Source organism: Halochromatium sp. NSM3 (assembly GCF_059621085.1).
In genome coordinates, this window is sequence record NZ_JCAQIA010000010.1 from 1 (window position 1) to 15,565 (window position 15,565).

Here is a 15,565-nt window from a genome sequence, read left to right on the forward strand (position 1 = left end):
AGGCACAAGTCCACAGGGGCGTGTCATAGCCAAAGGCTTCGGGGGTCGTCTCCAGAACAGATCAATCAACTTGCCCCATCTCCGCCCGCACACAGCGCAGTACCCCATAGTCATACTCGCCGTTCAGGGCATCGAAGGCCGGTTTCAGGGCCGTCGGCGAGTCGAGCGGGGTCTGTTCGAGGGCATCGCGTATGGTTTTCAGCTCATCCTCGGAAAGGAAGACGACATCACGCAGGGCCAGCGCGCCGACCTCGATGCAGCGCGCAAGGTGGGTATAGATCGTGGTCGGCTTGAGCCCGCGCTGGCGGGCGATGTCATTGATGCCGAGACCAGCGCAGGAAAGCGCCAAGGTTTCGCGGACGGTCTCGCTGAGGCCGCCGCTCTGCCAGCTGCGACCGCTGAATGCTGTGGTGGGTGCACCGGTGGGTGCGCCGGTGGTGTCGCGCCCACGCTCACGACCGTGCACACGCTCGCGCTCAAGCTCAGGTTCTGCACGCAGCTTCTCGGGCGGCAGCGGGGGCAACCCCTCGGGACGACCATGCTCGCCCTCATGCGCCTGCAGCTCGGCGAGGAAGGCCTCGCCATAGCGCTCGAGCTTGACGACGCCGACGCCGCTGATGCGCGCCAGCTCATCGTGGCTGCGTGGTCGGTAGCGGACCAGCTCGCGCAGGGTGCTGTCCGGGAAGATCGCGAAGGGGGGCACGCCTTGGGTCTCGGCGAGCGCGCGACGGCGGGTGCGCAGGCGCTCCCAGAGCGCATTGCTCTCTGGATCAGCCGGGGCGGCGGCTGGCGCTCGGCGCTCGGCGCGCGAGCGCTTGCGATCGGGATCGCGGCGTAGGTCGAGCCGCTGCTCCCCACGCAGGATCGGACGACAGGCCTCGCGGTTGAGCCGCAGCCCGCCATGGCCCTCGATATCGACCTGAGCGAGTCCCGCCGCGACCAACTGCCGATAGACCGAGCGCCATTGCTCGGCGTTCAGCTCGGTGCCAATGCCGAAGGTGCTGACGCGATCATGGCCGAAGCGGCGCATGCGCGCATCGGCCTTGCCGAGCAGGACGTTGGTGAGATAGCTGGCGCCAAAACGCTCACCGGTGCGATGGATGCAGGACAGCGCCTTCTGCGCGATGACGGTGCCGTCGTAGCACTCGACCGGGGTCAGGCAGGTATCACAGTTGCCGCAGGCGGGGCTGCCGGTCTCGCCGAAGTAGTCGAGCAGCACCTGGCGCCGGCAGCGGGTGGTTTCGCACAGGCCGAGCAGGGCGTTGAGCTTGTGCAATTCGACCAACTTGAAGCGCTCCTCGGCCTCGGAGCTTTCGATGATGCGCCGCAGCGTGGCGACATCGCTGAGGCCGTAGGTGAGCCAGGCGTCAGCCGGCAGCCCATCACGGCCGGCGCGGCCGGTCTCCTGGTAATAGGCCTCGATACTCTTCGGCAGATCGAGATGAGCGACGAAGCGCACATCGGGCTTGTTGATACCCATCCCGAAGGCGATGGTGGCGCAGATGATCACACCCTCGCGGCGCAGGAATTCGGCCTGATGGATCTGGCGAACACGGGTCTCGAGTCCCGCGTGATAGGGTAGAGCCGTGAAGCCCTGAGCGGCGAGAAAGTCAGCCGTCTCCTCGACCCGCTTGCGCGACAGGCAATAGACGATGCCGGCATCGCGCGGGTGCTCCTCGCGCAGGAAACGCAACAACTGCTGGCGCGGTTGCTGCTTCTCGACGATGCGGTAGCGGATGTTCGGCCGATCGAAGCTGGAGACGAAGCAGCCGGCCTGCTCGAGATTGAGGCGGGCGATGATCTCGTTGCGGGTTGGCGTATCGGCGGTGGCGGTGAGCGCGATGCGTGGAATCGTCGGCCAGCGCTCGTGCAGGATGTTGAGCTGCACATACTCGGGGCGGAAATCATGCCCCCATTGGGAGACGCAGTGCGCCTCGTCGATGGCGAACAGGGCAATGGCAGACTGATCGAGCAGGCTGAGGAAGCGCTCAGTCAGCAGGCGCTCAGGCGCGACATAGAGCAGATCCAGTTCGCCGGCGCGCAGGGCCTGCTCGACGCGGCGTTGCTGGTCGACATCCAACGAGGAGTTGAGGAAGGCCGCGCGCAGGCCGAGCTGGCGCAGGGCATCGACCTGATCCTGCATCAGCGCGATCAGCGGCGAGACGACGATCCCAGTGCCCTCGCGCAATAGCGCTGGGATCTGGTAGCACAGCGACTTACCGCCGCCGGTCGGCATCAGCACCAGCGCATCGCCACCGCCGGCAACATGCGCGATGATCTGCTCCTGCGCGCCAATAAAGTGGGCGTAGCCGAAGGTGCGGCTGAGGATCTCGAGCGCGGCGGGTGGGGTGCCTTGGCCCACATCGCTGTGGCGCCAGCGACTGCAATTGGCCTCATCGCGAGGTTCAGCGCGCACGGGGTTGGATGACATCAAGACCTCGCCGGGGTTTCGTTGACTGACTGCACACCGCATTCTATAGCCTTGGTCGGATCGCCTCGGGCTCGCGATGAGGCTGCCCGCAAGCCCGAGATTGAGCCATGCCGCATGATGCCTTTCGACAGGAGAAGATGTGATGACCCATGCACAGCAAGCCTTCACCCAGCTCGCCCGGCAACCCGATGACAAGATCGATCTGGCCGCCGGGGCGTTGGCGGTCAGTGGCCTGTTCCAACAGGAGTTGGCGAACGACGCGCCCCTGGCCGCGCTCGAACGGTTGGCGAGCGAGGCGGGCAACCGCGTGCTCCCGCACGCTGATGTGTTCGACAAGGTGCGGGCGTTGAACGATTTCCTGTTCGAGGAGCACGGCTTCGCCGGCAATCAGGACGATTTCTACGATCCGCGCAATAGCTTCCTGGATCAGGTGCTGAGCCGTCGGCTCGGGATTCCGATCACGCTTGCGGTGCTCTATGTCGAGATCGCCGGCCGTCTCGGCCTGCCGGCCTACGGGGTTGGCTTTCCGGGGCATTTCCTGGTCCGCATCGGGCGTGGCGACACGGCCTTGATGCTGGATGTCTATGCCGGCGGCGTCGCGCTGCCGGAATCCGAGCTGGATCAGCGTCTGGCCGATCTCTATGGTCAGGGCACCCTGAGGATTCAAAGCCATCCGGCGTTGCTGCGCCCGGCCACCAAGCGCGAGATCCTGGTGCGTATGCTGCGCAATCTCACCGGCATCTATCGCGACTGCGGCGAGCGCATCAATCAGCTTGCGGCCCTGACCGCCTCGTTGACGCTGGCGCCCAACCTGCCCGATGAACTGCGCGAGCGCGGGCTGCTGTATCGCGATCTCGACTACGCGCCGGCGGCACTCAGCGATCTGCGCCGCTTCATCGAGGTCTCCGACGATGCCGAGCAAATCGCCGCCGTGACGCAGATCATCGACGAGCTTGGCGGTCAGCCGATGCGGTTGCACTAAGGCTGGGAGAGGCTGGCGCGGCGGAACGTCCGTCGCGCCCTGACCGAAGCGTCTCAAGCGACTGGAGCAGGACACGAGGTCGATATGCTGCGAACGATTGCCAACATGATGACCAGCGCCCTGGGACGGGGCGACGCTGGCCGCGTCCAGGCCAACCGCAGAAGACGCCATAGCGAGCTGGCTGCCATGCGCCGGGAAAACGAGAAAACAATCGAGCACGCTCGTGATTTGATGCGTTATGTCGTCGAACACAGCAATAGCGAGATCGCGATCTTCGATCGTCATTTGAACTTCATTTACGTCAGCAAGCGCTTTTTGAGCGATTACGGTATCAGAGAGACGAATGTCATCGGCCGCCACCATTATGACATCTTTCCCGAGATTCCGCAGAAGTGGAGGGATGTTCACCAGCGGGCATTAAAAGGCGAGGTGGTGAGAAACGACGAAGATTGCTTTGAAAGGCCGGATGGAAGCATTGACTGGACGAGATGGGAATGTCGGCCCTGGTACAATGAAGAACATGCGATCGGAGGCATGATCATTTATACCGAAGTGATCACTGAACGCAAACGAAAAGAGGACGAATTGCGGGCCTTCCGCAGCATGTCGGATCAAGCCAATGTTGGTATCGCCATTGGAAATCTTGACTGCACGTTGCGGTATGTGAATGAAGAATTCGCGCGCATGCACGGCTGGACGGCCGAAGAGCTTGTTGGCCAACATCTCTCGATCCTGCATAACGAGCAACAACAACCGCGAATGCAGCAGCTATTAGACCTGCTCAATACCCAGGGCGGATGTGTTGCCGAGGAAGTCTGGCATGCTCGCAAGGACGGTTCGGTTTTTCCCTCGGAGATGAATCTCAAGCTGATCGTCGATCACAACGGGCAACCCCAGTTTACCACCGCTTCAGTGGTCGATATTACGCAGCAGAAACAGGCCGAGGAAGCGCTGAGAGCAAGCGAGCGGCGCTTCCATGGGATTCTGAAGAATGTGGCCACGGTGGCGGTGCAGGGCTATCTCAAGGACGGCACCATCACTTACTGGAACCAGGCCTCCGAAGCCTTCTATGGCTATACCGAGGAAGAAGCGCTCGACCGCAATCTGCTTGATCTGATCATCCCGCCCGCCCGGCGCACCCAGGTCCGGGTCGAGATGCGCCAGATGGCCGAAACCGGCGAACCGATCCCCGCTGCCGAAATGGCCATGAGGCGCAAGGACGGCACATCGATGCTGGTGTATTCGTCCCACACCCTGGTGCAGGTTCCGGGAAAGGAACCTGAGATTTTCTGCATCGACACCGACCTCAGCAAGCTCAAACAGATGGAGCAGGCCACTCAGGCCAAGAGCGCCTTCCTAGCCAACATGAGCCACGAGATCCGCACGCCACTGAACGCTATCATCGGCTTGACGCACCTGATGCGCAAGGCGGGCATGACGGCGGAACAGGCCGAGCGTTTGGATAAGATGGAGAGCGCTGGCAGACACCTGTTGTCGTTGATCAACGACATCCTGGATCTGTCGAAGATCGAGGCCGGCCGGGTGCAGCTCGAGGCGATCGACTTCGATCTGTCCAGCCTCATCGACCGCGTCGTCTCGTTCGTGGGCGCCTCGGCCGAGGCCAAGGGGCTTGCCATCGACGTCGATCTGGGGCAAGTGCCGCGCACGCTCTGCGGTGATCCGACCCGGTTGCGCCAGGCCCTGCTCAATTATGCGAGCAATGCTGTCAAGTTCACCGAGGCCGGCCGCATTCGCATTCGCACGCGCTTGCTGGAGGATCGGGGCGAGACGCTGCACATCCGCTTCGAGGTCGAGGACACCGGCATCGGCATCGCCCCCGAGACCTGCGCGCGGTTGTTCCAATCCTTTGAACAGGCGGATGCCTCGACCTCGCGTCGGTATGGCGGCAGCGGTCTTGGCCTCGCGCTGGCCCGGCGTCTGGCGACGCTGATGGGCGGCGAGGCGGGGGTCGAGAGCACGCTTGGAAAGGGGAGTACCTTTTGGTTCACCGCTTGGCTGCAACCTGGCAGTGGTGTCGCGCCGACCTACATGCTGGCGACCGACGCAGGGGCCGCGACGCGGTTGCGGGAGCGTCCGGGCGGCGCACGCTTGCTGCTGGCCGAGGACCATGCCATCAATCGCGAAGTGGCGCAGGAACTGCTGCGGGACGTGGGGGTGACGGTGGACATGGCGCTGAATGGCCGCGAAGCCCTGGCCATGGCGCGGGAGGGGAATTACGATCTGATCCTGATGGATGTGCAGATGCCGGAGATGGATGGTCTCGCGGCCACGCGCGCGATCCATGCCCTACCAAAGAGGGCGCGGGTGCCGATTTTGGCGATGACCGCCAATGTCTTTGACGAGGGACGCCATGCCTGCATCGAGGCCGGCATGGACGATTTCATTCCCAAGCCGGTGGAGCCCGCGCAACTCTATGCGACCTTGCTCAAGTGGCTGCCGACGGCGACCGCCGAGCAGGCTGCGGCGCCCGCACCCACGGCCGATTCCGCGCGAGATTCCGCCCGAGACTCCGCGCTCGCGCCGATGCCGACATGGTTTGCGCGCTTGCAGGCGGTCCCCGATCTCGACGCTGCTGCGGGTCTGGCATGGGTTGACCACGATCTGGCCCTTTATCGGCGCATCCTCGGGATGTTCATCCGCTCCCATGGCGAGGACGCGCAACGCCTCGAAAGCCTGATCCTGAAGGGCCAACTCGATGCCGCCGAGCGCATTGCGCATGCGCTCAAAGGCACCGCCGGCACGATCGGCGCGCAGCCGATCCAGACCCTCGCCAGCGACCTCGACGCCGCGCTCAAGCACCAGGATGGCGAGGCCGCGCGTGTCCCGCTGGCGATGTTGACCACGCGCCTGCCGCGTTTGATCGAGGCCTTGGATGCCGTCTTGGCGGAACCGACGACGGCAGGCACGCCGCAACCGGCCGCAACCGCGCTTACGCCGGAACAGCGGGCGGCGATCGCGACCCTGCGCGCCCTGCTCGAAAGCGACGACAGCCGCGCGCGTCATGCGTTGGCGGCGCACCGCGCCAGTGTTAAGGTGGTCCTTGGTAGCGCTGTCCTGGCCAAGTTGGAATCCTCCGTCAACCGCTTCGATTATGCGCAGGCCTTGCGGCTTCTGAAGGAAAACGCCAGTGATCACTTCAAACACGATCCTCGTCGCCGATGATGAGTCCGCAGACCTAGCCGTTCTGGTCGACCTGCTGGAGCCGGATTATCGCGTCCGCGTCGCCCAATCCGGCCAGCAAGCCCTGCGGGCCGCGACCCGCGAACCCCGCCCAGACTTGATCCTCCTCGACATCCAAATGCCCGACCTGAGCGGCTATCAGGTGCTTGAAGCGCTACACGCGCAGGCCATCACCCGAGACATTCCGGTGATCTTTATCACTGCACGGACGGCAACCGAAGATGAGGAACGCGGTCTGGAACTCGGCGCAGCGGATTTCATCGTCAAGCCGATCCAACCGGGCGTCTTGCGCGCCCGGGTCCGCACCCAGCTCGAAAACAAGGCCGCGCGCGATCTACTCAAGGATCGCAACGACTGGCTCAAGCGCGATCTGCTGCGCGCCCAGCAGGCTGGCCGCATCGGTAGCTGGAAGGTGGATCTGAACACGGACCATCTCGAATGGTCGCCTCAAACCTATCACCTGTTCGGGCTTGAACCCGACGCACCGCTCGGCTTCGCAGCGTGTATCGAAGTCGTCTATGCCGAGGACCGAGAGCGGGTAAAAACCGCCTGGGAGGCGGCGCGCGCCGGCGAACCCTATGACATCGAGTTTCGCACGGCCAACAGCGAGGGCCAAACCTGGCTGCGCTCAATCGCCGAATTTGTCGATGACGACGCAGGCAAGCCGACTATCGCGCTGGGCACGATCCAAGACATTACCGACAAAAAACACCACGAACAGCAACTAGAAGCGCTGGCGTTCAGCGATCCGTTGACCGGGTTGCCCAACCGCTATGCATTCGACCAACGCGCCGATCGGCGATTGCAACAGATGGTCGACGGCCCCTATGAAACCTGCGTTTATCAGATCGATCTCGATGGACTAGGCCAGATCAATGCCAGCCTCGGCGAAACGGCGGGTGATGCAGTGCTGCGCATCATTAGCCAGCGCTTGCAGGCGTTTGCTGGAGACATCGGCCAGGTCGCCCGCCTCAGCGGCGACCATTTTGCGCTCGCAATGTATGAATGCACTGGCGAGGAGTGCGTTGTAGAGCAGGTGGAAGCGATCAAGCAGGTGATCAAACTAGGCAATGACAGCCTGTGGGTGAGTGCCTGCATTGGCGCGGTCCACAATACCGGCAATCTGTTTCGCCAGGTCGGACCTTTGCTGCGCATGGCGGATCAGGCTATGTACCAGGCCAAATTGGCTGGCAAGGGTCAGCATGTGCAGTTCTATCTGTCGCAATACCAGTCCGACTGCGCGTTGCAAACGCGGCTGGACGAGATTCGCCAAGCCCTGCGCGCGCGCGACTTCAGGCTCTACTATCAACCCAAGGTGGATCTGCTCAATGGCGACCTGATCGGGCTGGAGGCGTTGATCCGCTGGCAACATCCCGAACGCGGCGTGCTCGGCCCTGGCGAGTTCATCCCGCACCTCGAAGGTCATCCGCTGATGGTGGATCTGGGCGACTGGGTGATCGATACGGCGCTGGCGCAATTGCTGGCGTGGCAACAGGCGGGGTTGACCACCACCGTGAGCGTCAATGTCGCCTCGAGTCAGCTCCAGCATCCGGCGTTTGTCGACAAGCTGGCCGCCTGTCTCGCCGCCTATCCGTCGTTGGACGCTGGACAATTCGCGATCGATCCCGCGCACTTCGAGCTGGAGGTGCTTGAGAGCGGGCCGATGTTGGATTTGAACCGCTCCATCGAGATCTTCAAGCGGCTTCGGGAGATCGGCGTGACCATCTCGCTCGATGATTTTGGCACCGGTCATTCATCGCTGCAGACGCTCCATGCGCTGAGTCCGACGATCCTCAAAATCGACCGCAGCTTTGTCCTTGGCATGCTCAGCGACGGCAGATGCCAGTCCATCGTCAAGGCCATCCTGGATCTAGGGCGCAGCTTTGGGCTGAAGGTCGTCGCCGAAGGACTGGAGACACCAACCCACGGTGAAGCGCTGATCGATCTCGGCTGTCGCTACGCCCAGGGCTATGGCATCGCCCGCCCGATGCCGGCCGAGCAGGTGACGGACTGGCTGGCGCAGTGGCGCGAGCAGAAGCCGGCGTGGATTGGAATGCGCGACGGAACCGCAAGCGACTAGCACGAGCTGGCGGGCAGCCCTAATGCACGCGCGGCGGTAGTTTGCGATACCGCACCGTCTTCACTGCGGTCTCGTCGGCCTGGATGATCTCCAGCGGATAGCCGCCCAGCTTGAGGCTGGTGCCGGGCTCGGGGATGGTTTCGAGATAATCCAGAATCAGGCCGTTGAGCGTTTTGGGGCCGTGGGTCGGTAGCGACCAGCGCATGGCGCGATTCAGCTCGCGGATAGTGATGGTGCAGTCGATCAGCAGGCTACCATCGTCGCTGCGATGGATGTCCGGGTAGGCATCGGCCGGGTCGGTGGTGAACTCGCCGACGATCTCTTCGAGCAGGTCGGCGAGGGTGATCAGGCCCTGGAAATCACCATACTCATCCACCACCAGCCCGACACGCTGGCGGGCGCGCTGGAAATTGATCAACTGCTGATAGAGATGCGTGCCCTCGGGCACAAAGTAGGGCTCGCGCGCGATCGAGCGCAGATAGTCCTTATCGAGCCGGCCGTGATCAATGCCGTGCTCGAGCAGCGCGTGCATCGCGGTGCGCGAGTGTATCAGGCCGACGACGTTGTCGAAGTTGCCGTCGAACAGCGGCAGCAGGGTGTAATTGGCACGGCGAATATCGGCGATGATCTCGTCGCTCGGGTCTTGCAGGTCGATGCCCTGGACCTCGTTGCGCGGGATCATGATCTCCTCGACCGTGGCGTTCTCCAGATCCAGGATCGCGATCAGCATGTCGCGGCTCTGCTGCGGGATCATGGCCCCGGCCTCGTTGACGACGGTGCGCAGCTCCTCGCGGCTGAGGGCGTGCTCCTGCCCGCCGTGCGGCCGAATGCCCATGAGCCTGAGCAGACTATTGGTGATCAGGTTGACCGCAGCAACCACCGGATACAAGAGCTTCAGCAGCAGCGTATAGACGTAGGCGGCCGGGTAGGCGATGCGCTCCGGATGCAAGGCGGCAAGGGTCTTGGGCGTGACCTCGGAGAAGATCAGGATGATCAGGGTCAGCAGCCCGGCGGCGATCGCGATCGCGCCCTCGCCGCCGATGCGCAGCGCGATCACGGTGGCGAGCGAGGAGGCAAGGATGTTGACGAAATTGTTGCCGAGCAGGATCAGCCCGATCAGCCGATCGGGGCGGTCGAGCAAGCGGCGCGCGAGGATGGCACCGCGTTTGCCTTGATCCGCCTGATGACTCAGGCGGTAGCGGTTCAGCGTCATCAACGCCGTCTCGGAGCCGGAGAAGAAGCCGGACAGCAACAGCAGTACGCCGAGCGAGGCGAACAGCGCGGACAGTGGGATCTCGTTCACGACGGCTTCACGACAGAGGGGTGGATGTCACTCGCTGAAGGAGTCCGTGCGGTAGCGCGCGACCTGGATGCGATCGGACCAATACTCCGGCGCGAGCCCGGCCTTCTGCTTCAGATGGCGCAGGAAGTCCTCGGGGCTTGGCAGTTGCGACCAGACCGAGGGCAGGAAGGTCCCGCAGTGCTGGCCTTCGCTGAGGATGAGGCCATCAATGCCGGGTTCGATCATGTTCAGCAGCTCGGCCTCGCTGCCGAAGATGATCGGTTGCGGTGGCGTCAACACCGAAAGGCTGATCCGCGCGCGGTCCAATTCCTCGGCGCTCAGCGGCGGGAAGCGTGGATCGCGAAAGGCGGCCGCGTAGGCGTTCTCGGCGACATCGCGGGCAAGGGCGGTGACGGCGTCGAGATGGCCGATGCAGCCGCGCAGTTGGCCGTCTTGCTTGAGGGTGACGAAGCTCGCGCGCGGCGCGCGCAAGGCGGGCGCCTCCTGTTCGGGATCGATTGCCAGTGGCGCGCCCTGCTGGAGTCCGTGCGCGATCGAGTCGCGCGCGATCGCGAGCAGGCGCGTGCGCTGGCTCGCGGCGAGCGCTCCATGACGCGCAACAGGCGCATCAGGTGTCTCAGGCGCACCATCAGTCACCTCAGGTGCGGGGGAATCTGGTCTTGAATCAGCTGAAGGCATAGGCGCCATAGCCTACCACGCGGTCGCGTGGTCCGACGGTATCACCCGAGTTGCGCAGATCTAGCAATCGACTCTTGGACTGGTGTGCGCCGGCGAGCCTCAGCAAGCCGGCGATGGCGGTGCGCCCGCAGGCCTGCTCGGGGGTGATCCGTTCGGGATGCAGGGTGCGGATCGCCTCCGAGGTACGCACGTCCAGGGTTTGGGCGGTGGCGTAGTCGAGGTAATGGCTCAGATCCGAGCTGATGACGATGAGACTGTCCTCGGCCTCCCAAAACGGTGCCAAGACCTTGGCCACCTGTTCGGCGTCGACCGCGCCGACTAACAGCGGGACCAGACTGAAGCGTTCCAGCAGCACCTGTAGGAAGGGCAGTTGCACCTCGATGCAATGCTCGCCCGCAAAGGCGGCATCCAGGCGCTGGATGTGCGGATGCGCGGCGATGAGCCGATCGATCGCGGCCTGATCGACCGGGACTTGGCCGAGCGGGGTCCCGAAGGCGGCGGCACTGCTCGTCGCCAGCCCGCGCACCGGCAGGCGATGCGGCGGTCCCAGAAGCGCCACCTGCTCGATGTGCGCAGCGCGCTCGGCGATGGCGGCATAGGCGCTACCGGCGATGGGACCGGAGAAGGCGTAGCCAGCATGGGGCGCGATGATCGCCTTGGGCTGGTTCGTCGTCGCGTTGGCTCGCCTGTGACCAGCAGTGATGAAGCCTTGCACGGTTCGGTCGAGCTGAATCGGGTCTTTGTCGTAGAAGAGGCCAGCAACGGCTGGCGGTTGGATCCTGGGCGGTTGCATGCTGCGGCACCTCATGATGCGGTTGGCCGGCGGTCTGTCGGTTGAAGAGCGGTCCGCCTGTGACGGCCGGCTGTGGTGCCTACAATTGTAGACAAGGAGGGCACCTCATGATCACATCGACCCCGCCGTTGGCCCATGAACGGCCCCATCCAACCCGCTTTTATCATCCGCTCGAGGATGGACGTATTCAATGCGATGTCTGCCCACGCGCCTGCGCCCTGCATGAGGGGCAGCGCGGCCTCTGCTTCGTGCGTGGGCGCGAGCAGGATGCGATTCAGCTCTACAGCTACGGGCGTTCGAGCGGTTTCGCCATCGACCCGATCGAAAAGAAGCCGCTCAACCACTTTTTGCCGGGCAGTTCGGTGCTCTCGTTCGGCACCGCCGGCTGCAACCTGACCTGTCGCTTTTGCCAGAACTGGGATATGAGCAAATCGCGCGCGATGGATCAGCTCGCCGCCAAGGCAACGCCGGAACAGATCGCCGCCACCGCCCTGCGGCACGACTGTCGCAGCGTCGCCTACACCTACAACGACCCGGTGGTCTTCCTCGAGTATGCCTGCGACACCGCGCGGGCCTGTCGCAAGCAGGGCATCCGCAATGTCGCCGTGACCGCCGGCTACATCAGCCCGGGTGCGCGCGAGACCTTTTTCGCTGATATGGATGCTGCCAATGTCGATCTGAAGGGCTTTACCGAGGCCTTCTACAAGCGCCTGTGCAGCGCGCGACTTGGCCCGGTGCTGGAGACGCTCGAGTACCTCCATCAGGAGACCGAGGTCTGGCTGGAGCTGACCACCTTGCTGATCCCGGGCGAGAACGACAGCGATGCCGAGCTGGCGCGGATGGCCGGTTGGGTGGTCGAGCATCTGGGATCCGAGGTGCCGATGCATTTCAGCGCCTTCCACCCGGACTATCGGATGCGGGATATCCCGCCAACACCGCCGTCGACCCTGAGCCGTGCCCGGCGCATCGCCCGCGAACAGGGTGTGCGTTACGCCTATACCGGCAATGTGCGCGACCCCGAGGGCGGCAGCACCTGGTGCCATGCCTGCGGCCATCGGCTGATCGAGCGCGATGGCTATCGGCTCGGGCGTTGGGGGTTGACCGAGGCGGGCACCTGCGCGCGTTGCGGCACCCGCTGTGCTGGGGTGTTCTAGACGCGATCCGGCGCTGTTGGACCGCGCCTGCGGAGCGTCGGCGCGGCTCGACGGCAAAAGCACTTGCGCTCGCGGCGACGGGGTTCATAATTGCCGGCTTTTTGCAGAGGTTCGGCCATGTTCAAGAACGCCAAGGTGTATCGGCTCCAGGTGCCGTTCGCGCTCGATCAGATGGCGCTGCACGCGCAGTTGGGCGAGCGCCGCTTCCGCCCCTGTGGACCGGTCGAGACCGCCACCATGGGTTGGACCGCGCCGCTGGGACCGAAGGCGGAACTGCTGGTGCACACGGTCGGCCAGGTGCATCTGCTCGCGATGCGCCGCCAAGAGCGGCTGCTGCCGGGCTCGGTGGTGACCGAGGCGGTGGCCGAGCGCGTCGCCGAAATCGAGCAGGCCGAGATGCGCGAGGTCGCCCGTCGCGAGCGCACGCAGTTGCGCGAGGAGCTGCTGGCGGAGATGTTGCCGAAGGCCTTCACCCGCTCGCGGCTGGTACGCGCCTACATCGATGCCGCCGACGGCTGGGTGGTGATCGATGCCGGCAGCGACAAGGCTGCCGAGGAGCTGCTGGCGTTGCTGCGCGAGAGTCTCGGCAGCTTCCCGGTCAAGCCGTTGGAGCCGCAGGTGATCGCGGCCGAGCGTCTGAGCAACTGGATTCGCTCCGGCAACGCCGCCGCTGGCATCGAGCTGGAGGATTCCTGTGTGCTGCAGGATGCCGAGGACGCGCGCTCGACGGTGCGTTGCCGGGGTCAGGACCTGAGCACACCGGAGATCCGCAACCATCTGGACACCGGCAAGCGCGCGGTCAGTGTCGGCATCAACTGGAAGGAGCGCCTGTCGCTGCTGCTGGGGGAGGATCTGAGCCTAAAGCGACTGCGCTTTACCGATGAAGTCACCAACGAACTTGATACCGGCGATGCCGATGACGACGGCGCTACGCTGGATGCCGAGCTGGCGCTGCTTTCGCTTGAGCTGCGGGCGTTGTTGAGCAGCCTGTGCGAGGAATTTGAGGTCGTGTCCGAGGTGCCGGCGCCCCAGCCCACGCCCAACCGGCCCACGCCCGACACGGATACACCGCCTTGGGCGTGAGGCTCGGGCCTGCGTCACGCCTGATAGTAATCCCGATACCAGTCGACGAAGCGGCGGATGCCGTCTTCGACGCTGGTCGCCGGGCGATAGCCGAGTTCGTCGACCAGGTCGCTGACATCGGCGTAGGTATCCGGCACATCGCCTGGCTGTAGCGGCAGCAGCTCCTTCTCGGCGGTCTTGCCGAGACACTGCTCGAGGGTCTCGATGTAGTGCATCAGCTCGACCGGGTTGTTGTTGCCGATGTTGTAGAGCCGATAGGGGGCGCGGCTGGTGGCCGAGTCGGGCGCCGCGCCGCTCCAGTTCGGGTTTGGCTCAGGGATGCGATCGAGCACCCGGATCACGCCCTCGACGATGTCGTCGACATAGGTGAAATCGCGCCGGTGCTTGCCGTAGTTGAAGACCTGGATCGGCTCGCCGGCGAGGATAGCGCGGGTGAACAGGAACAGCGCCATGTCCGGTCGACCCCAGGGGCCGTAGACGGTGAAGAAGCGCAGGCCGGTGGTCGGCAGTTGGTAGAGTTCGCTGTAGGTGTGGGCCATCAGCTCATTGGCCTTCTTGCTCGCGGCATAGAGGCTGAGCGGGTGATCGACGTTGTCGTGCACCGAGAATGGCATGTTGGTGTTGGCGCCATAGACCGAGCTGCTGGAGGCATAGACCAGATGCTCGACGCCGTTGTGGCGACAGCCTTCGAGGATGTGGCCGAAGCCGACCAGATTGGTATCGATATAGGCGAGCGGGTTCTCGATCGAGTAGCGCACACCGGCCTGGGCGGCGAGGTTGACCACCCGTTCGGGCTTGTACTCGGCGAAGGCTTGGGCGATGCCGGCGCGATCCTCGAGATCGAGGCGCAGATCGGTGAAGCCGGGCTGGCCTTGCGCGCGCGCGAGGCGCGCTTGCTTGAGCCCGACATCGTAATACTCGTTGAGGTTGTCGATGCCGACGACCTCGTCGCCGCGCTCGAGTAGACGCAGGCAGAGCGCCGAGCCGATAAAGCCCGCGCTACCGGTTACCATCACCTTCATGCTGTCGTGTCTCCAACTCTGTGAGCGATGTCCGCCGGGCCTTGGCGTTGGCTAGGGCGCCGGCTGGAGCCAGGGGGCGCTGGTATCAGCCCTGCTTCTTGCGCCAGGCCTCGGCCTCGTCCTCGCTCAGTGAGCGCGCCTCGTCCTCGAGCATCACCGGGATGCCATCGCGGATCGGGTAGGCCAGGCGGCCCGCGATCGCGATCAGTTCCGCGTTGTCCTTATCGTAGATCAGCGGTCCCTTGGTGACGGGGCAGACGAGGATGTCGAGGAGCTTCTTGTCCAACATGGGGTTCTCCCGGGCAGGATGGTGGGCAGGGTGGTTCTGGATTCAGCACGAATGCTACCGCAGCGCGGTTCGTTGCGCCGAACAAAAAAACGGCCAGGACGAGCATGCACTCGTCCTGGCCGCCTTTTGCCTCACACCCCTCGCGCTCCAATGAGCGCGAGGGGCGAGGGTGCTCAGTGCTTACCAGCGACGACCGCCGCCGGCACCGCCACCACCACCGCCATTGCGTCCACGTTCAGCCCGTGGCTTGGCCTGGTTGACACGAATCGGGCGGCCCTTCATGGGCTGCTCGTTGAGTGCCTTGATCGCTGCGTCAGCCTCACTGTTGTTTGGCATTTCGACGAAGCCGAAGCCCTTCGATTCGCCCGTGAACTTGTCCATGATCAGGTTCGCGCTCTCGACTTCGCCGTAAGCGCCGAACGCCTCACGAAGCTCATCCTGGGTCACGCTGTAGGCCAAATTGCCAACGTAGATATTCATCAGTCTCGTCTCTCTAGGAAATGCACACCGTTGGGAAGTGGACCACCGCCGACCAGTGTGCCAATCAGG

The 15,565-nt window shown here is 64.1% G+C and carries 12 protein-coding genes; 5 read left to right on the forward strand and 7 right to left on the reverse strand.

The features are described from left to right. Positions 1-61 precede the first annotated feature (61 nt). On the reverse strand, positions 62-2,431 hold the full coding sequence (gene recQ, locus AC54T3_RS06045) for a DNA helicase RecQ (protein ID WP_496623215.1): 2,370 nt from the start codon (positions 2,429-2,431) through the stop codon (positions 62-64). Between the two features lie 142 nt (positions 2,432-2,573). Between recQ and AC54T3_RS06050 the strand changes: the two genes are divergently transcribed. The 3 genes from AC54T3_RS06050 (at position 2,574) to AC54T3_RS06060 (ending at position 8,694) form a co-directional block, all read left to right on the forward strand. Then, complete coding sequence (locus AC54T3_RS06050) at positions 2,574-3,413, forward strand: SirB1 family protein (RefSeq protein WP_496623216.1); 840 nt, start codon at positions 2,574-2,576, stop codon at positions 3,411-3,413. 105 nt (positions 3,414-3,518) lie between these two features. Beyond that, on the forward strand, positions 3,519-6,596 hold the full coding sequence (locus AC54T3_RS06055; protein WP_496623218.1) for a PAS domain-containing hybrid sensor histidine kinase/response regulator: 3,078 nt from the start codon (positions 3,519-3,521) through the stop codon (positions 6,594-6,596). Further along, positions 6,562-8,694 (forward strand): putative bifunctional diguanylate cyclase/phosphodiesterase, encoded by a 2,133-nt coding sequence (locus AC54T3_RS06060; RefSeq protein ID WP_496623219.1) that lies wholly within the window; start codon positions 6,562-6,564, stop codon positions 8,692-8,694. The genes AC54T3_RS06055 and AC54T3_RS06060 overlap by 35 nt, the downstream gene beginning before the upstream one ends. A gap of 19 nt (positions 8,695-8,713) precedes the next feature. On the opposite strand, the gene AC54T3_RS06065 is transcribed toward AC54T3_RS06060, so the two are convergent. Genes AC54T3_RS06065 through amrB form a run of 3 tightly spaced genes read right to left on the reverse strand, consistent with a single transcriptional unit; the run spans position 8,714 to position 11,468 of the window. Beyond that, on the reverse strand, positions 8,714-9,997 hold the full coding sequence (locus AC54T3_RS06065; RefSeq protein ID WP_496623220.1) for an HlyC/CorC family transporter: 1,284 nt from the start codon (positions 9,995-9,997) through the stop codon (positions 8,714-8,716). 27 nt (positions 9,998-10,024) lie between these two features. Then, complete coding sequence (gene amrA / locus AC54T3_RS06070; RefSeq protein ID WP_496623222.1) at positions 10,025-10,633, reverse strand: AmmeMemoRadiSam system protein A; 609 nt, start codon at positions 10,631-10,633, stop codon at positions 10,025-10,027. A 28-nt stretch (positions 10,634-10,661) separates the two neighbouring features. Next, positions 10,662-11,468, reverse strand: a complete 807-nt coding sequence (amrB, locus tag AC54T3_RS06075; protein WP_496623224.1) for an AmmeMemoRadiSam system protein B — start codon at positions 11,466-11,468, stop codon at positions 10,662-10,664. Between the two features lie 107 nt (positions 11,469-11,575). On the opposite strand from amrB, the gene amrS reads away from it, so the two are divergent. Beyond that, entirely contained in the window at positions 11,576-12,622 is a 1,047-nt protein-coding gene (gene amrS / locus AC54T3_RS06080) for an AmmeMemoRadiSam system radical SAM enzyme (protein ID WP_496623226.1), read from the forward strand. A 117-nt stretch (positions 12,623-12,739) separates the two neighbouring features. Beyond that, on the forward strand, positions 12,740-13,705 hold the full coding sequence (locus AC54T3_RS06085; RefSeq protein ID WP_496623227.1) for a recombination-associated protein RdgC: 966 nt from the start codon (positions 12,740-12,742) through the stop codon (positions 13,703-13,705). A 14-nt stretch (positions 13,706-13,719) separates the two neighbouring features. Here AC54T3_RS06085 and AC54T3_RS06090 read toward each other — a convergent pair whose 3' ends face one another. From AC54T3_RS06090 to rbp, 3 genes are all read right to left on the reverse strand, one after another. Then, positions 13,720-14,727, reverse strand: a complete 1,008-nt coding sequence (locus AC54T3_RS06090; protein ID WP_496623228.1) for an NAD-dependent epimerase — start codon at positions 14,725-14,727, stop codon at positions 13,720-13,722. Between the two features lie 85 nt (positions 14,728-14,812). Further along, on the reverse strand, positions 14,813-15,013 hold the full coding sequence (locus AC54T3_RS06095; protein ID WP_201246233.1) for a Trm112 family protein: 201 nt from the start codon (positions 15,011-15,013) through the stop codon (positions 14,813-14,815). Positions 15,014-15,196: 183 nt separating this feature from the next. After that, the gene (gene rbp, locus AC54T3_RS06100; protein WP_201246185.1) at positions 15,197-15,496 is read right to left on the reverse strand and encodes an RNA-binding regulator; all 300 of its coding nucleotides are present in this window, start codon (positions 15,494-15,496) and stop codon (positions 15,197-15,199) included. Positions 15,497-15,565: the final 69 nt, after the last annotated feature.